Origin of the sequence: Micromonospora sp. CA-248089, from assembly GCF_050948515.1 — a bacterium.
GTDB lineage: Bacteria > Actinomycetota > Actinomycetes > Mycobacteriales > Micromonosporaceae > Micromonospora.
The window spans coordinates 1207564-1224934 of sequence record NZ_CP192016.1 but is presented as its reverse complement, the minus strand read 5'-3'; the positions used below and the strand labels follow the sequence as shown (position 1 = coordinate 1224934).

Sequence of the window (17371 nt, the reverse complement as noted above, 5' to 3'; positions counted from 1 at the left end):
CTCAATCGTCGTGTTGACCTGGGAAGACTTCGAGCGCACCGACGGCTGCGTCCGCTCGCTGCCAGACGGTGTGGAAGCCGTCGTGGTGGACAACGGCAGCGCCGCCGAGATCAGCGACAAGCTGCGGGCGATGTGCGCCGAGACCGGCGCCCGCTACGTGCGTTCGGAGACGAACCTGGGCTACGCCAAGGGCATGAACCTCGGCGTCCGGCACAGCACCCGGTCCCGGGTGGTCCTGTCCAACAACGACATCCTCGTCCAGCCGGGCGCGATCGAGCGGCTGGCCGCCGAGCTGGACGACCCGGCCGTCGGCGCGGCGTTCCCGAAGGTGCTCGACGCGACCGGGCGGGACCAGACCGCCGCCGGCCGGTTCCTCACCGTGCGGACCGGTGTCGCGCACGCCACCGGGCTCAGCCTGGTGTTCCCGAGGCTGCGGATCGTGGCCCCGCCGGAACGGGGCGACTGGCTCTCCGGGCCGTTCGTGGCGGTCCGGCGGGAGACGCTGGACCGGATCGGCGGGGTGGACGAGTCGTCGTTCTTCTACTCCGAGGACCTGCGGCTGTGCTGGGCGGTGCGGCGGCTCGGGCTGCGCCTGGCGTACCTGCCGGACGCCGTCGTGACGCACGAGGACGACGCGAGCGCGAAGCGGCGGTGGGCGGCCGAGGAGATCTCCCGCCGGCAGACCCGGGAGTTCATCCGGGCCAGCCGTGAACTCGGCGGATGGCGGGGCACGGTGGCCTGCTCCGCGTACACGCTGGGGGTGCTCGCCCGGGCGGCGGTGGGCGGCGGGGCCGCGCGGCGGGCGATCGCCCGCGGCGCCCTGGAAGGCATGGGCGTCCGATGAGGGTGCTGTTCGTCTGCACCACCGGCGGGTCGGGGCGGCGGCAGCTCGGCGGCGCCGAACGCTTCCTGATCGAGATGCTGCCGGCGCTCGCGGACCGCGGCGTCGACGTGGTGGCGGCCACTCCGGAGGACGAGGTGGCGGCGGCGTTGCGGGACGCGGGCGTGCCGTGGCGTCGGCTGGGCGCGGCCAGGCGGGTGGACCTCGGGTACGCGCGCGGCATCCGCGCGCTGGTCGAGGAGCTGCGGCCGGACGTGGTGAGCGCGCACCTGCTCTCCGCCGCGATGCACGCCCGCGCCGGGCTGGGCGTGCGGGGCCGCCGCACGCCGCTCGTGGTGACGCTGCACAACAGCCTCTGGCAGTATCGCGACGCGGCGGAGACGCTGCGCGCCAAGGCCGCGGTGCAGGCCAACATCAGCACCGACCTGATGTTCCGGCGGCTGCGGCCGCACGCGACGGTCGCGGTCTCCGACTTCGAGGCCCACGAGCTTCGGGTACGCGGGCGGATCCGTGACGTGCGGGTGATCCCGAATCCGCTGCCCGCCATCTGGCCGCAGGTCGGTGACACCGGCGGCCTCGCGCCGGACGGCCCGGTGCGGGTCGGCTTCCTCGGCCGGCTGGAACGGGAGAAGGGCGCCGACCTGATCGCCGACGTCGCCGCGGCGCTGCCGGACGTGGAGTTCCTGGTCGCCGGCGCGGGCACCGTCGACGTCGGGGAGCGGCCGAACCTGCACCTGGTCGGCCGGGTCGACGCCGCGCCGTTCCTGCAACGGCTGCACTGCCTGCTGGTGCCGTCCCGGGTGGAGGCGTTCGGGCGCAGCGCGCTGGAGGCGATGTCGCTGGGTGTGCCGGTGGTGCACTCGGGCGCGGGCGGGCTGACCGAGGTGACAGCCGCCGGTGACGGCGTGCTCGCGTACCGGGCGGAGCTGACGCCGCAGGCGCTCGCCGCCGCCGTCCGGACGGCGGTGGATCCGGTCGCGTGGGACGAGCGGCGGCGCGAGCTGGCCCGGCAGTACGCGCAGCGGCACTCGTTCGACGGATGCGTGGACAACTGGCACGACCTGTACCGGACGGTCGCCCGTGACAGCCGCTGAGCGACGCCTCTGGTCGGTCGGGATCCCGTTCGCGCTGGGCGCGGCGGCGCTGCTGGCCACGCTCGACACCGGGATCGCCGTCGCGCTCGCGCTGGCGGTCGGCACGCTGTTCGCCGCGCGCCTGCGGATGTGGGCGCTCGCCGCCTGCGCCGCCGTCTGGACCGCCGCGCTGCTCGCCGTACGGGTGCTGCCCGGCCCGTACGACTCCTGGGCCGGTCGCGGCGTGCTGCCGGTGCTCGCCGGTTACGTGACCGTCTTCCTGCTGGCCTGGGCGGCGGGGCGGCGGCTGATCGACAGGCGGGACGAGGACGGCGACCGGTCCCGTCCGGCGCTGTCCTGGCCGTCCGAGCGCCGCCTGCTGACGTACCTGCTCGTCCTGCTCGGCGTCGCCGTGGTGACCGCGGCGATCCGGTTCCGGGGGACGGTGCCGCCGCTGCTCGCCGACAACCCGGACGCCGCCCGGCAGGTGCTGCGCGAACAGTCCAACCTCATCATCGGGTTGTTGTCCGAGGCGTGGACGCTCGGCATGGCCGTCTCGCTGCTGCGCGCGCTGTCCGCGCGGGGCCGGGCGCTGCCCGTCTACTACGCGCTGACGGCGGTGTTCACCGTCGGGGCGGCGCTCGGCGCGAGCAAGAACTCGGTGCTGGTGGGCATCGCGCCGGCGCTGATCGCGGCGCTGTCGGTCCGCCGTACCCGGGGACGGGCCGCGTCGTTCCTGGCCGCGCGTACCCCTGTGGTCCTGCTGATCGGCGCGCTGGCGCTCGGGGCGGCGGTGTTCCTCGGCGGGCAGCGCACCATGGCCGGCACCGGCGCGTTCGAGACCGAGTTCCGGGCCCGCTACGGCAGCAACGCGCTGACCAGCAGCGCCGGGTCGCTGGACCTGTCGCTGAGTTCGTCCACCGAGACGTTCGGGCGGGTGTGGTCGCAGCGCGAGCACCTGGAACCCCGGTACGGCACCTACTCGCTGACGTTCCTCGGCTCCCGGGTCGAGCCGATCGTCGGCAAGGCGGACCTGTACGGGCTGACGTCCCAGCTCAGCCAGCCGTACCTGATGAACACGGCGACGTTCGTGGCCATCCCGCTGCTCGACTACGGCCCGCTGGGGGCGGTGTTCTTCCTGGCCGCGCTGGGGCTGGCGGTGGGCGCGACCGAGCGGTGGTTCGAGTTCTCCCGCGCGCCGGCCGGGCAGCTGGCGCGCGCGTTCGTCGTCTACTTCGCGCTGTTCGGCGTCTACGAGCTGTATCCGCTGATCTATCCGACCTGGCTGAGCCTGGTGCCCGGCCTCTGGGTGCTGCACCGGCTGGGCAGGAGCACGGCATGACCTTCGACGGGCTCACCGTGGCCACCGTCCTCTACCGGTCCGCCGGCATGCTCGCCGAGACGTTGCCGACCTGGGTCCGCAGCGCCGGTGACCTGCCGGTCCGGTTCGTCTTCGCGGACAACTGGCCCACCGACGCCTGCGCCGAGGTGATCGCCGGGCACCTGCCCGCCGACCGGTACGCGTACCTGCCCGACGCCACCAACCCGGGTTTCGCGGCCGGGTGCAACCGGGCCGCCGCGACGGTCACCACGAGCCATCTGCTGCTGCTGAACCCGGACGTGTGGCTGCCGGACGACGCGCTCGCCCGGATCTGCGCCGCCGTCGCCGCCGACCCGGACGCCCCGCTCGCGGTCGGCCTGGCCATGCGCGGCGGCGAGTACGTGGGCATCGACCTGAACCCGGTGTCGCTGTTCATCGACAGGCGGGCCACCGCCGGCCGTGCCCCACTCGGCCCGTCCGGTGGCGCGGCGGTCTTCCCGACCGCGCTGTACCAGCGGTTCGGCGGCTTCGACGAGCACCTGTTCGCCTGGGGCGAGGACGCCGACCTGGCGTTCCGGCTCTACGCCTCCGGACTGCGCACCCACGGTCTGGACGTGGTGCTGCCGCACGCCGGCGGGCACAGCGTGGACGGCGACGACCGGTTGCAGGGATTCCGGGCGTTCCTGCTGGCCCGCAACCGGCTGCTGGTCGCGTCCCGCACGTTCACCTGGCCGCTGCTGCTCGTCGCGGTGCCGGTACTGGCGCTCGCGCACCTCGCGCTGGCCGCCCGGCGGATCCGGCAGGGGCTGCTGCGGCCGTTCCTGCGCGGCATCGGACGCGGGCTGGCCGAGGGACCGGCAGCCCGCCGTCGGTGGACCGGGCCCCGCTTCGGGTTCGCGTCCCTGCTCGGCTACCTGACCGCTCGGAGGGCGTGATGACGGCGCAGCCGTGGACCGTGGTGACAGTCACCTACCACTCGGCGGAGACGCTGCGCCGCTGCTGGCGCGGCCCGAAGCCGTACGAGTGGCTGGTGGTCGACAACGCCTCCGCCGACGACTCCGCGGCGGTCGCCGAGGAGCTGGGCGCGCGGGTGATCCGGCTGCCGGAGAACGTCGGCTTCGCCCGCGCCAACAACGTCGCGTTGCGCCAGGCGACCGGCCGGTACGTGCTGTTCGCCAACCCGGACCTGGAGGTGCGCCCGGACGACCTGGACGCGCTGGCCCGGCACCTGGACACGCACGGCGGACTGGTCGCGCCGCAACTGCTGGGCACCGACGGCACGCCGCAGGCGAACGGGCGCGGCTTCCCGTACGCGACGGCGAAGGTCGGCAACCGGAGGGTGTGGCCGCTGTCCCGGCTGCACGCCTCGTACCGGCTGGTGGCCGCGCCCGGCGAGACCCGCCACGTCGCCTGGGTCATGGGCGCGGCGGTGGCCGGCCGGACCGCCGACGTCACCACGCTGGGCGGGTGGAACGAGCGGTTCTTCCTCTACTACGAGGACCACGAGCTGGGCCTGCGCGCCTGGCGGCACGGGATGCCGGTGGCGGTGCTCGGTGACGTGCGGTGGACCCACCACTGGGCCCGCGCGACGAACTCGGTGCGCTGGTCCCGGGCGCACACGCTGGAACTGCGCAGCGCCCGCACGTTCTTCGGCATGTTCCCGGAGTTCCTGGTCGGCCTGCCGCGACCGGCGCGCCGGCACCGCCGGGCCGCCGGGCTGGTCGGCACGACGGTTCCGCCCGAAGCGTCCACTCCGGACCTGAACGGGCAGTGATCGGAGCCGGTCGCGGGGCCGCTGACGTGAATGACGCTTTGATACCGTCTCGCCGTGTCCGTGACACGCCCGGCCTTCTCCCCCTCGATGGCACCCGCGCCGACGACGCCGGTGCCGGCGCGGCCGGGCACCCCGGCGGCGGTCGTCGCGGTCGCGTGGGAGCGGCTGAGCCGGTCCCCGTACTGGTCCGTCGCGGGCCTGCTGGTCGCGTTCGGCGCCGTGCTGCGGATCCGGCAGTGGGCGTACGCCCGCAGCTTCTGGAACGACGAACTCTCCATCGCGCACAACATCCGGGAGCGCGGCTACCTGGATCTGTTGCAGCCGCTGGCGTTCAGCCAGTCGGCACCGCCCGGCTGGCTGTGGCTGGAACGGTTCGCGCTGGAGCAGTTCGGCGACGGTGAGCGGGCGCTGCGGCTGGTGCCGCTGCTGTTCGGGCTGGCGCTGCTGCCGCTCGTCGCCTGGCTCGGCCGGCAGCTCCTGCCGCCGCTCGCCGCGCTGGCGGCGCTGCTGCTGGTCACCGTCGCGCCGTTCCTGATCGGCTACTCCAACGAGCTGAAGCAGTACAGCGCCGAGGCGTTCGGCGTCACGCTCGTGGTCGGCCTGGCGCTGCTGCTCGTCCGGCGCGGCCTGACGTGGGCCGGGTCGGCGGTGTTCTGGTCGGCCGCCGCGGTCGTGGCGTTCGTCAGCACCCTGTCCATTCCGGTCACCGGTGTGCTGGGTGTGCTGCTGGCCGGGTACGCGCTGGCCCGCCCGGACCGTCCACGGGCGACCAGGTGGCGCGATCTGGGCCGGTTCCTCGCCCCGGCACCGGCCTGGGCCGTGGTGGCGCTCGTGGTGTACGTGCTGTTCCTGGCGCCGGGACTCGCCGATCCGCAGCTCGCCGCGTACTGGCGGGCCAAGTCGATCTACCCGGCGCACTCGCTGACCGATTTGGCCGCCACCGTGGAGTGGCTCGCGGCGACGTACCGGAGTCTCGCCACGGTGCCGTTCGTGGCCTGGTCGGCCTGGGTCGTCGTACCGCTGCTGGTGCTGGGGGCGGCCGCCGGGCTGCGCCGGCTGTCCAGGGTGGGGGTGCTGGTCCTGCTCACCCCGCTGGCGGCGGGGCTGGCCGGCGCGGCGGTATCGGTCTACCCGTTCAACGGCCGGCTGGCGCTCTACGCGGTGCCGGCGTGCCTGCTGCTCGCCGCGCTCGCCGTCGCACCGCCACCGGTGCGGGCCGGGCTGCCCGCCCGGATCCGGTGGGCGGTCGCGGTGGTGCTCCTGCTCGCGCTCGCCGTTCCGCAACTGGCCACCGCCGTGGTGGCGACGGTGCATCCGGCGCGGGCCTTCGCCCAGGGCGGCGGCGCGAACGCTGTCGACTACCGGGGCGCGCTGCGCCACCTGGACGACAAGCGCCGCCCGGGTGACCTGGTGCTGGCCACCACCGTCTCGTGGAACGCCCAGGCGTGGTACGGCCCGGCCGCGGACGCCTACGTGGTCGCCGCCGGACCCGGCGGCTGCCCGGGACGGAACGTGTCGACGCTGCTGCCCGGACGGTCCCGGGTCTGGCTGTTCCAGGCCACCGACTGGGCCGACGCGGCGAACCGGGACGTCATCGTCCGGCTCGGCGGCAGTGGCGTGGCGGTGACCGAGCGGCAGTTCGGCGGGGCGCGCGTGGTCCGCTTCGACCTGGCCGCGGGCGTCACCAAGGGCAGCGACGTCTGTCTGGTGCCGCCGCCCAACGGAGCGGCTGTCCGTTAGCTGTGGCGCTGCCAGAGGTCGCGCAGGGCGTCCCAGTTGCCGCCCAGCCCGGCCCCGCAGGGCGTCTCCATGTAGATCGCGCTGGTGTTGTCGTCGCGGCCCCACCAGATGCCGCAGACCGGGCGGCCGTCCTGGCCGTTGCCGGCGTACTCGACGTAGCTGCCCTGCGCCCCGCTGACACCGCCGGTGGCCGGGCCGGCCTCCCGCATGCCCGGCGCGAGCGCCCGGCCGATGATGCCCATCTGTTGGCGGAAGGCGCGCGCCGCCTCCTTCTTCTCGGCCGACTCGTACTCGGCGAAGTGCAGCGACACACCCAGGTAGCGGCAGAAGACGTGCTGCTTCTCCCCGGCGGCGAGCCCGGGGCCGCTCTTCTCGGTGTTGATCGCGCAGCCACCCACGCCGTCGAGCCACGGCTCGGCGATCGGCATGAGCGCGGCGTCGAACTTCGCCTTGTTCAGCGACTGCTGGGTGGCCTCGTACAGCGCCGGGGACGCGCTCGCGGTCGGAGTGGACGGTTCGCCACCGTCGGCGAGCGACCGCCCGGCCAGCAGGCCCGCGCCACCGGCGAGCACCGCCGCCATGACCACGCCGCCGATCCACAGGCCGGTACGGCTCTTGGGCGGGCGGGCGACCGGGGCGATCCGGGGACCGCCGGTCGGCACGAGCGGGTCCGGGGCGGTGGCCTGGGCCGGGATCGCCGGCACCGGCATGCCCGGTGACACCGGCATGCCGGGTGACACGGGCGCGCCGGACGAGACCGGCGCACCGGCGGACACGGGTGCCCCGGAGACCGGCTGCTGCGGCGTCATCGCCCACGGCTGCGGGCTCCACGGCAACTGCGGCGGCGACGAGACCTGCTGCGGCGGCGCGGACACCGGCGGGGGCGGCGGGAGGATCTCGGCGGTGGCGATGCGCTGGTAGTCCATGCCCAGGCTGCGGAACAGCCGCTCGGCCGCGCCGTCCTCATCGGACGGGTACGCCACCCAGGGCTGGCCGGCGGCGAAGTCGGAGTTCACGTACCGGTGGCCGCCGGGCGTCTGGGCCAGCACGTTCGCCGCGTTGGTGAACGCCTCGCGCCAGCGCTGGTCACCGGCGGCGGCTCCGTCCAGGACCGCCACGGTCAGCGCGCGGTCCTGCCCGTCGAGCGCGGCCCAGGCCCTGCCGACCTGGCACTCGCCCAGCACCTCGGTGAACCTGTACGGACCCTCCGGCTGCATGCCCCACTCCTCTGCTCACCCGCCGTGCGGATAGTACAGAGAGCACGCTCATCGGATCTCCCTGCGGTCGGGCCACCCTTGCGCGCTGAAAGTTTTCATGCATAGAGTCCTGACGTGAATGAAAGCGGTGCGGCCTCCCCCGACCGCCTGCTCGACCTGTTCCACGGCGTACGGCTCACCCCGACCCAGCGCCGCATCGCCCACTGCCTGGTGCGGCACGCGGGCGCGGCGGCGTACCTGTCCGCCGCCGAGGTGGCCGAGCTGGCCGGCGTCAGCCAGCCGTCGGTGACCCGGTTCGCCATGGCGCTCGGGCACGACGGCTACCCCGCGCTGCGCCGCCGCCTGCGGGAACTGACCGTCACCGGGTCGGCCGGACCGGCTGCCGGCAACGCCCTGCAACGGGCGGTGCACGCCGAGCGGGACAATCTCGACCGGCTCGCCGCGCAGCTCGCCGACGCCGACCGGGTCGCCGAGGTCGGGAAGCTGCTGGCGGCCAGTCGTCCGCTGCCGGTGCTCGGGCTGCGCGCCGCCGCGCCGCTGGCCGCGTACTTCGCGTACTTCGCCGCCAAGGTGCACCCGGACGTGCGGGTCCTCGACGACGGCGGCAGCATGCTGGTCGACCGCCTGGACCAGGCGGCGGCGGCCGGCGCGACGGCGCTGCTGGCGTTCGTGCTGCCCCGCTACCCCCGGGAGACCCTGGACGCGCTGCGCGAGGCCCGGGACGCCGGACTGACCGTCGTGGCGATCACCGACTCGCCGGTGAGCCCGGCCACCGAGCACGCCCAGGTGGTGCTGCCCGCCGCCGTCGGCGCCGACCTGGTCTTCGACCTGCACACCGCACCGATGACGCTGGCCATGGTGGTGCTCCAGGCGATCTGCGACGCCGCACCGGCCGAGACCCAGAACCGGCTCGAGGCGTTCGAGTCGTCCGCCGCCCGCCGCCAGTTGTTCCTCGGCTGAGAGGAGTACGAGATGTACCAGCCCGTCCGCGCCGCTCGCGGCACCGCACGCACCGCGAAGGGGTGGCCGCAGGAGGCCGCCCTGCGGATGCTGATGAACAATCTCGACCCGGAGGTGGCCGAGCGCCCCGAGGACCTGGTGGTCTACGGCGGCACCGGCAAGGCGGCCCGGGACTGGCCGTCGTACCACGCGCTGGTGCGCACGCTGACCGAGCTGCGCGACGACGAGACGATGCTCGTGCAGTCCGGCCGGCCGGTCGGCGTGATGCGGACCCACGAGTGGGCGCCGCGTGTGCTGCTGGCCAACTCCAACCTGGTCGGCGACTGGGCCACCTGGCCGGAGTTCCGCCGGCTGGAGTCGCTCGGCCTGACCATGTACGGGCAGATGACCGCCGGTTCCTGGATCTACATCGGCACCCAGGGCATCCTCCAGGGCACGTACGAGACGTTCGCCGCTGTCGCCGCCAAGCGCTTCGAGGGCACGCTCGCCGGCACGCTGACGCTCACCGCCGGCTGCGGCGGGATGGGCGGGGCGCAGCCGCTCGCGGTCACCATGAACGGCGGCGTCTGCCTGATCGTGGACGTGGACCGGTCCCGGCTGGAGCGGCGGGCACACGACCGCTACCTCGACGAGATCGCCGACTCGCTCGACGACGCGGTCGAGCGGGCCCTCGCGGCGAAGCGGGACCGGCGGGCGCTCAGCGTCGGCGTGGTCGGCAACGCCGCCACCGTCTTCCCGGAGCTGCTGCGCCGGGGCGTCGCCATCGACGTCGTGACCGACCAGACCAGCGCGCACGACCCGCTGTCGTACCTGCCGGAGGGCGTGGACCTGGCCGACGCGCGGGACTACGCGGCGGCCAAGCCGGCCGAGTTCACCGACCGGGCCCGGGCGTCGATGGCGAAGCACGTGGAGGCCATGGTCGGCTTCCTGGACGCAGGCGCCGAGGTCTTCGACTACGGCAACTCGATCCGGGGCGAGGCCAAGCTCGGCGGCTACGAGCGGGCGTTCGACTTCCCCGGTTTCGTGCCCGCGTACATCAGGCCGCTGTTCTGCGAGGGCAAGGGCCCGTTCCGCTGGGCCGCCCTCTCCGGCGACCCGAAGGACATCGCCGCCACCGACCGGGCCATCCTCGACCTGTTCCCGGAGAACGAGTCCCTCGCCCGGTGGATCCGGATGGCCGGCGAGCGGATCGCGTTCCAGGGCCTGCCGGCGCGGATCTGCTGGCTCGGCTACGGCGAGCGCGACCGGGCCGGGGTGCGGTTCAACGAGATGGTCGCCTCCGGCGAGCTGAGCGCCCCGGTGGTGATCGGCCGGGACCACCTGGACTGCGGCAGCGTGGCGAGCCCGTACCGGGAGACCGAGGCGATGGCCGACGGCTCCGACGCGATCGCCGACTGGCCGCTGCTGAACGCGCTCGTCAACACCGCCAGTGGCGCGTCCTGGGTGTCCATCCACCACGGCGGCGGCGTGGGGATCGGCCGGTCCATCCACGCCGGCCAGGTCTGCGTTGCCGACGGCAGTGAGCTGGCCGGGCAGAAGATCGAGCGGGTGCTCACGAACGACCCGGCGATGGGCGTCATCCGGCACGTCGACGCCGGCTACGACGACGCGCGCGAGGTCGCCGCGCGTACCGGCGTCCGCGTCCCGATGGCCGAGGGCGACCTGTGAGCGACCTGGCGGCCCGGTTCCGGAAGCTGTGGGACGAGATCGCGCCGATCGGGCGCGACGAGGGCAGCAGCGGCTACCTGCGCTACGCGCTGACCGAACCGGAGCTGCGGCTGCGGGAGTGGTTCCACAACCAGGCCGACGCCCGCGGGATGCCGGTTCAGCAGGACGGCAACGGCAACCTGTTCGCCTGGTGGGGCGACCCGGGGGCCGGGGACGCGGTGCTCACCGGCAGCCACTTCGACTCGGTGCCGCACGGCGGCGGGTACGACGGGCCGCTCGGCATCGTCAGCGCGTTCCTCGCCGTGGACGAGCTGCGGGCCGCGGGCGTCACCCCGGACCGGCCGGTGGTGGTCGCCGCGTTCGTCGAGGAGGAGGGCGCGCGGTTCGGCGTACCCTGCCTGGGGTCTCGGCTGCTCACCGGCGAGATCGACGTCGACCGCGCGGCCGGGCTGCGCGACCAGGCCGGGACGACCTTCGCGCAGGCGCTGGGCGAGCGGCCGGCGGGCGCCGACCCGGCGCTGCTCGGCCGCTTCGCGGCCTTCGTGGAACTGCACGTCGAGCAGGGCCGCGCGCTGGTCGACCTGGACGCGCCGGTCGCTGTGGCGTCCGCGATCTGGCCGCACGGCCGGTGGCGGTTCGACTTCACCGGCGAGGGAAACCACGCGGGTACGACAAGGATGGCCGACCGCCGCGACCCGATGCTCACCTACGCGTTCACCGTGCTGGCGGCGAACAAGGAGGCCCGGCTGCGCGACGCGCACGCCACAGTGGGCCGGGTGTCGGTCGAGCCGAACGCCACGAACGCGATCCCGTCCCGGGTCACCGGCTGGCTGGACGCGCGGGCGGCCGAGGCGGAGACGCTGTACGGTCTGGTCGAGGCGGTACGCACCAAGGCCGCCGACCGGGCCGGCCGCGACGGCACCGCGCTGACCTGCACACAGGAGTCGGCGACCCCGCTCGTCGCGTTCGACCGCGGGCTGGCCGACCGGCTGGCCGCGCTGCTCGACGCGCCGGTGCTGCCCACCGGCGCCGGGCACGACGCGGGCGTGCTGGCGGCGCACCTGCCCACCGCGATGCTGTTCGTGCGCAACCCGACCGGGGTGTCGCACTCCCCCGCCGAGGCGGCCACCGACGCCGACTGCGCCGCCGGGGTGGCCGCCCTGGCCCGGGTGCTGGAGGAGCTGGCATGCCGCTGACCCGCTGGCTGGCCGAGTACGCCTGGCTGCCCGACCGCGCCGAGCCCACCCGGGACGTGCTGATCGAGGCGACCGACGGGCGGCTCACCGCTGTCACCCCGCTGACCGTGGACGGTCCGCCGACCGCCGGGGTGGAGGTGCTCGGCGACGCGGTCCGGCTGCCCGGCCTGACGCTTCCCGGCCTGGCGAACGCGCACTCACACGCGTTCCACCGGGCGCTGCGCGGGCGCACCCACGACGGGCGCGGCGACTTCTGGTCCTGGCGCAGCCTGATGTACGCCGTCGCGATCCGGCTCGACCCGGACACCTACCTGGCGCTGGCCCGCGCCGTGTACGCCGAGATGGCGCTGTCCGGAATCACCTGCGTGGGCGAGTTCCACTACCTGCACCACGGTCCCGGCGGCACCCCGTACGACGACCCGAACGCCATGTCCGCCGCGCTCGTGGAGGCCGCCGCGCACGCCGGGATCCGGCTCACGCTGCTGGACACCGCGTACCTGGCGGGGGGCGTGGACGGCGCGCCGCTGGCCGGGCCGCAACGCCGCTTCGGCGACGGTGACGCGCTGCGCTGGGCGGCGCGGGTGGACGCGTTCCGCCCGGCCGACGACCACGTCCGGCTCGGCGCGGCCATCCACTCGGTACGCGCGGTCCCGGCCGAGCAGCTCGCCACGGTGGCGGGCTGGGCCGACCGCAACGGGCTGCCGCTGCACGTGCACCTGTCCGAGCAGCCGGCCGAGAACGACGCCTGCCGCGCGGTGCACGGCTGCACCCCGACGCGGCTGCTGGCCGACCACGGCGTCCTCGGCCCGCACACCACAGCCGTGCACGCCACCCACCCGACCGCCGCCGACGTGGCGCTGCTCGGCGACAGCCGTACCCGGGTCTGCGTCTGCCCCACCACCGAACGCGACCTGGCCGACGGGGTCGGCCCGGTGCGGCGGATGGCCGACGCGGGCAGCCCGCTGAGCCTGGGCAGCGACAGTCACGCCGTGGTGAACCTGTTCGAGGAGGCCCGCGCGCTGGAGTTGGACGAGCGGCTGCGTACCCGGCGGCGGGGGCACTTCACGCCGGCCGAGCTGCTCGGCGCCGCCACCGTCGGCGGGCACGCCGCGCTGGGCTGGGGCGACGCCGGCCGGCTCGCCGTCGGGCAGCGCGCGGACCTGGTCACGGTACGGCTGGACAGCGCCCGCACCGCCGGGGTGCCGCCGGTCGGCGCGTTCTTCGCCGCCACCGCCGCCGACGTGACAAGCGTCGTGGTGGACGGCCGGCCCGTGGTGGACGGCGGCCGGCACCTCACCGTGGACGTGCCCACCGAGCTGCGGGACGCGATCGCAGCGGTGACCGCGAAGGAGGACTCGTGACGCGCGGCAGCCTGCTCGTCGACCACATCGGTGAGCTGGTCACGAACGACGGCCGCGACGGCGACCCGCTGGGTGTCCGGCGCGACGCCGCTCTGTTGATCGAGGACGGGCAGGTGGCCTGGACCGGTCCGGCCCGGCACGCGCCCGCCGCCGACCGGCGCATCGACGCCGGTGGCGCGGCGGTGCTGCCCGGCTTCGTGGACAGCCACGCCCACCTGGTCTTCGCCGGGGACCGGGCCGCCGAGTTCGCCGCCCGGATGGCCGGCGAGCGCTACACCGGCGGCGGCATCCGCACCACAGTCGGCGCCACCCGCGCCGCCTCCGACGACGACCTGCGCGCCACTGTGGGCTGGCTGCGCGCGGAGATGCTGCGGCAGGGCACCACCACGGTCGAGATCAAGAGCGGGTACGGCCTGAACGTCGCCGACGAGGCCCGCTCGCTGCGGATCGCCGCCGAGTTCACAGACGACACCACGTTCCTCGGCGCGCACGTCGTCCCCGCCGAGTACGCCGACCGCCCGGACGACTACGTGGGCCTGGTGTGCGGGCCGATGCTCGCCGCCGCCGCGCCGTACGCCCGCTGGATCGACGTGTTCTGCGAGCGGGGCGCGTTCGACGCCGACCACGCGCGGGCGATCCTCGCCTGCGGGCAGGCCGCCGGTCTGGGCGTCCGGCTGCACGCCAACCAGCTCGGCCCCGGGCCGGGCGTGCGGCTCGGCGTGGAGATGGGCGCGGCCAGCGTCGACCACTGCACCCACCTGACCGACGCCGACATCGACGCGCTGGCCTCACGACGGATCGACTGCATGTGCGCCGAGGGCAACCACACGGCCACCGTCGCCACGCTGCTGCCCGGGGCGGAGTTCTCCACCCGGTCGCCCTATCCGGACGCCCGGCGGCTGCTCGACGCGGGCGTCACCGTCGCGCTGGCGACCGACTGCAACCCCGGCTCGTCGTACACGTCGTCGATGCCGTTCTGCGTCGCGCTCGCCGTACGCGAGATGGGGATGACCCCGGCGGAGGCGGTGTGGGCCGCGACCGCCGGCGGGGCGGCGGCGCTGCGCCGCACCGACGTGGGACGGCTGACCCCCGGGGCGCGGGCCGACCTGATCATCCTCGACGCCCCGTCCCACCTGCACCTGGCCTACCGGCCGGGGGTGCCACTGATCCGCCAGGTCCTGCACAACGGAGTACCGCGATGACCACCGTGACCATCCTGTCCACCGGCGTCACCGCCGCCGACGTGCTCGCGGTGGCCCGCGGCACCGCCAAGGTCGTGCTCGACCCGGCCGCCACCGAGGCGATGGCGACCAGCCGCTCCATCGTGGACCGCATCGAGGCGGCCGGGCGGCCGGTGTACGGCGTCTCCACCGGCTTCGGCGCGCTGGCGAACACGTTCGTGGCCCCGGAGCGCCGGGCCGAGCTCCAGCACGCGCTGATCCGCTCGCACGCCGCCGGGGTGGGCGCGCCGATGCCGCGCGAGGTGGTACGCGCCATGATGCTGCTGCGGATCCGCTCGCTGGCGCTCGGCCGCTCCGGGGTACGCCCGCTGGTCGCCGAGGCGCTCGTGGAACTGCTCAACCACGAGGTGACCCCGTGGGTGCCCGAGCACGGCTCGCTCGGCGCATCCGGCGATCTGGCGCCGCTGGCGCACTGCGCGCTGGTGCTGCTCGGCGAGGGCTGGGTGCTCGGCCCGGCCGGTGACCGCATTCCGGCCGCCGACGCGCTGCGCCGGGTCGGGCTCGAGCCGGTATCGCTGGCCGCCAAGGAGGGGCTGGCGCTGATCAACGGCACCGACGGCATGCTCGGCATGCTGCTGCTCGCCGTCGCCGACGCCCGGCACCTGTTCGCCATGGCGGACGTGACGGCGGCGCTGGCCATCGAGGCGATGCTCGGCTCGGAGCGGCCGTTCCTGCCCGAGCTGCACGCGATCCGCCCGCATCCCGGCCAGGCCGCGTCGGCGGCGAACATCCACCGGCTGTTGCAGGGCTCGGCGGTGATGGACTCGCACCGCGACGACCTGGCGCACGCGGTGCAGGACGCGTACTCGATGCGGTGTGCGCCGCAGGTGGCCGGCGCGGCCCGGGACACACTCGACTTCGTCGAGGTGATCGCGGGCCGGGAACTGCTGTCGGTGGTGGACAACCCGGTGGTGCTGCCGGACGGGCGGGTCGAGTCGACAGGCAACTTCCACGGCGCGCCGCTCGGCTTCGCCGCCGACTACCTGGCCATCGCCGCCGCCGAGGTGGGCGCGATCGCCGAACGCCGGGTGGACCGGCTGCTGGACGTCACCCGCTCCCGGGAGCTGCCCGCGTTCCTGTCCCCCGACGCCGGGGTGAACTCCGGGCTGATGATCGCCCAGTACACCGCCGCCGGGATCGTGGCGGAGAACCGCCGGCTGGCCGCGCCCGCCTCGGTCGACTCGCTGCCCACCAGCGGCATGCAGGAGGACCACGTCTCGATGGGCTGGGCGGCCACCAAGAAGCTGCGCACGGTGCTGGACAACCTGACCAGCCTGCTCGCGGTGGAGCTGCTGGCGGCCGTACGCGGGCTCCAGCTCCGCGCGCCGCTCACGCCGTCACCGGCCGGGCGGGCCGCGCTCGACGTGCTCGGCGGCACCATCGGCGAGCCGGGACCGGACGTGTTCCTCGCGCCGCTGATGGAGGCGGCGCGGGACGTGGTACGCGGTCCGGAGCTGCGCGCGGCGATCGAACGGGAGATCGGCCCGCTCGGCTGAGCGGGCCGGTCGGGGCGCTCCGGCCGCGCGCGCGTGCGGCGCTGCGGCCGGGCGGCCGGGCGGCCGGCGGGAGCGGATCAGGCGGGCGGGAGCACCTTCGCGACCAGCTTGGCCAGCTCCCGCAGCGCCTTGCCACGGTGACTGACCGCGTCCTTCTCCTCGGGCGTCAGCTCCGCGTTGGTCCGTTCCTGCCCGTCACCGAGGAAGATCGGGTCGTAGCCGAAGCCGCCGTCGCCGCGCGGCGCGCGCAGCAGCCGACCGGACTGGCGGCCGTCGACCAGGTGCTCCTTGCCGCCCGGCAGCACCAGCGCGACGGTGCAGACGAACGCGGCGCCCCGGTGCTCGTCCGGCACGTCGCCGATCTGGTCCAGCACGAGCTGGAGGTTGGCGTGGTCGTCGCCGTGCCGGCCGGACCAGCGGGCGCTGAACACACCCGGCATGCCGTTGAGCGCGTCCACCGCCAGCCCCGAGTCGTCGGCGATGGTCGGCAGGCCGGTGCGCCGGCAGCCCTCCCGCGCCTTGATCAGCGCGTTCTCACCGAAGGTGAGGCCGGTTTCCGGCAGCTCCGGGTACTCCTCGACGTCGTCGAGCCCGAGCAGGGCGATCCGGTGCGCGCCGAGCGCGCCGTCCAGGATCCGCTGGAGCTCGACCAGCTTCTTCCGGTTCCGGGTGGCGAGCAGCACCTTGTTCATGACGAGAGCGCCTTCCGCTGCGCGTCGGCCAGTTCCAGGCAGCCCGCCACGCCCAGGTCGAGCAGCGCGTCGAGCTGGTCGCGGGCGAAGACGCCCGCCTCGCCCGTACCCTGCACCTCGACGAAGTCGCCGGTGCCGGTGCAGACCACGTTCATGTCGACCTCGGCGGTGACGTCCTCGGCGTAGCAGAGGTCGAGCATCGCCTCGCCGCCGATCACCCCGACGCTCACCGCGGCCACCGAGCGGTGCATCACCTTCTCCACCTTGCCCGCCAGCGCCTTGCGCTCGGCCAGCCAGGTCACCGCGTCGTGCAGCGCGACGTACGCGCCGGTGATCGCGGCGGTACGGGTACCGCCGTCGGCCTGGAGCACGTCGCAGTCCAGCACGATCGAGTTCTCGCCGAGCGCCTTGAGGTCGACGCAGGCGCGCAGGCTGCGGCCGATCAGCCGGGAGATCTCGTGGGTCCGCCCGCCGACCTTGCCGCGGACGCTCTCCCGGTCCGAGCGGGTGTTCGTGGCCCGGGGCAGCATCGCGTACTCGGCAGTCACCCAGCCCAGCCCAGAACCCTTGCGCCAGCGGGGCACGCCCTCGGTGACGCTCGCCGTGCAGAGGACCCGGGTCGCGCCGAACTCGACGAGCACCGAGCCCTCCGGGTGGGTGCTCCAGCCCCGGGTCAGGGTCACCGGTCGGAGTTGGTCGGGCCGCCGCCCGTCAGGTCGCGCCATGCCTGCACCCTATGCGGTGCGGTGATCGCACCGCCCGCGGGTGCCCGCCGAGGAGGACCGGCCGCC

General features: G+C 74.8%; 15 protein-coding genes. 12 read left to right on the top strand and 3 right to left on the bottom strand.

Annotation, left to right across the window (positions count from 1 at the left end):
* The first annotated feature begins 10 nt into the window (after window positions 1-10).
* From ACQP26_RS06050 to ACQP26_RS06025, 6 genes are read left to right on the top strand one after another with little or no spacing between them, the layout of a single operon-like run.
* On the top strand, window positions 11-844 hold the full coding sequence (locus tag ACQP26_RS06050; protein ID WP_433496096.1) for a glycosyltransferase: 834 nt from the start codon (window positions 11-13) through the stop codon (window positions 842-844).
* Window positions 841-1935 carry a glycosyltransferase family 4 protein gene (locus ACQP26_RS06045; RefSeq protein WP_433495171.1) on the top strand — a complete coding sequence of 365 codons (1095 nt, stop codon included), beginning with the start codon at window positions 841-843 and terminating at the stop codon, window positions 1933-1935. The genes ACQP26_RS06050 and ACQP26_RS06045 overlap by 4 nt, the downstream gene beginning before the upstream one ends.
* Window positions 1922-3256 (top strand): hypothetical protein, encoded by a 1335-nt coding sequence (locus ACQP26_RS06040; RefSeq protein ID WP_281578848.1) that lies wholly within the window; start codon window positions 1922-1924, stop codon window positions 3254-3256. The genes ACQP26_RS06045 and ACQP26_RS06040 overlap by 14 nt, the downstream gene beginning before the upstream one ends.
* Window positions 3253-4170: a glycosyltransferase family 2 protein gene (locus tag ACQP26_RS06035; protein ID WP_281578849.1), complete on the top strand. Its 918-nt coding sequence runs from the start codon at window positions 3253-3255 to the stop codon at window positions 4168-4170. The genes ACQP26_RS06040 and ACQP26_RS06035 overlap by 4 nt, the downstream gene beginning before the upstream one ends.
* Complete coding sequence (locus ACQP26_RS06030; protein ID WP_281578850.1) at window positions 4170-5009, top strand: glycosyltransferase; 840 nt, start codon at window positions 4170-4172, stop codon at window positions 5007-5009. The genes ACQP26_RS06035 and ACQP26_RS06030 overlap by 1 nt, the downstream gene beginning before the upstream one ends.
* A 54-nt stretch (window positions 5010-5063) precedes the next feature.
* On the top strand, window positions 5064-6749 hold the full coding sequence (locus ACQP26_RS06025; protein WP_433495170.1) for a glycosyltransferase family 39 protein: 1686 nt from the start codon (window positions 5064-5066) through the stop codon (window positions 6747-6749).
* Here the strand turns inward: ACQP26_RS06025 and ACQP26_RS06020 are convergent.
* Window positions 6746-7966: a hypothetical protein gene (locus ACQP26_RS06020; protein ID WP_269701782.1), complete on the bottom strand. Its 1221-nt coding sequence runs from the start codon at window positions 7964-7966 to the stop codon at window positions 6746-6748. The genes ACQP26_RS06025 and ACQP26_RS06020 overlap by 4 nt on opposite strands.
* Window positions 7967-8080: 114 nt before the next feature.
* On the opposite strand from ACQP26_RS06020, the gene ACQP26_RS06015 reads away from it, so the two are divergent.
* From ACQP26_RS06015 to hutH, 6 genes are read left to right on the top strand one after another with little or no spacing between them, the layout of a single operon-like run.
* On the top strand, window positions 8081-8926 hold the full coding sequence (locus ACQP26_RS06015; RefSeq protein ID WP_433495169.1) for a MurR/RpiR family transcriptional regulator: 846 nt from the start codon (window positions 8081-8083) through the stop codon (window positions 8924-8926).
* A 12-nt stretch (window positions 8927-8938) separates the two neighbouring features.
* Window positions 8939-10594: a urocanate hydratase gene (gene hutU, locus ACQP26_RS06010; RefSeq protein ID WP_433495168.1), complete on the top strand. Its 1656-nt coding sequence runs from the start codon at window positions 8939-8941 to the stop codon at window positions 10592-10594.
* Entirely contained in the window at window positions 10591-11790 is a 1200-nt protein-coding gene (locus ACQP26_RS06005) for an allantoate amidohydrolase (RefSeq protein ID WP_433495167.1), read from the top strand. The genes hutU and ACQP26_RS06005 overlap by 4 nt, the downstream gene beginning before the upstream one ends.
* Entirely contained in the window at window positions 11787-13151 is a 1365-nt protein-coding gene (locus ACQP26_RS06000) for a formimidoylglutamate deiminase (RefSeq protein WP_433496095.1), read from the top strand. The genes ACQP26_RS06005 and ACQP26_RS06000 overlap by 4 nt, the downstream gene beginning before the upstream one ends.
* Window positions 13148-14353 (top strand): imidazolonepropionase, encoded by a 1206-nt coding sequence (gene hutI / locus ACQP26_RS05995; protein WP_433495166.1) that lies wholly within the window; start codon window positions 13148-13150, stop codon window positions 14351-14353. Before ACQP26_RS06000 ends, hutI begins: the two co-directional genes overlap by 4 nt.
* Window positions 14350-15888: a histidine ammonia-lyase gene (gene hutH, locus ACQP26_RS05990; RefSeq protein ID WP_433495165.1), complete on the top strand. Its 1539-nt coding sequence runs from the start codon at window positions 14350-14352 to the stop codon at window positions 15886-15888. Before hutI ends, hutH begins: the two co-directional genes overlap by 4 nt.
* A 77-nt stretch (window positions 15889-15965) precedes the next feature.
* Here hutH and rdgB read toward each other — a convergent pair whose 3' ends face one another.
* Both rdgB and rph read right to left on the bottom strand, forming a co-directional pair.
* Window positions 15966-16580 (bottom strand): RdgB/HAM1 family non-canonical purine NTP pyrophosphatase, encoded by a 615-nt coding sequence (gene rdgB, locus ACQP26_RS05985; protein WP_269701792.1) that lies wholly within the window; start codon window positions 16578-16580, stop codon window positions 15966-15968.
* Window positions 16577-17305 (bottom strand): ribonuclease PH, encoded by a 729-nt coding sequence (gene rph, locus ACQP26_RS05980; RefSeq protein WP_194799545.1) that lies wholly within the window; start codon window positions 17303-17305, stop codon window positions 16577-16579. Before rph ends, rdgB begins: the two co-directional genes overlap by 4 nt.
* Window positions 17306-17371 lie beyond the last annotated feature (66 nt).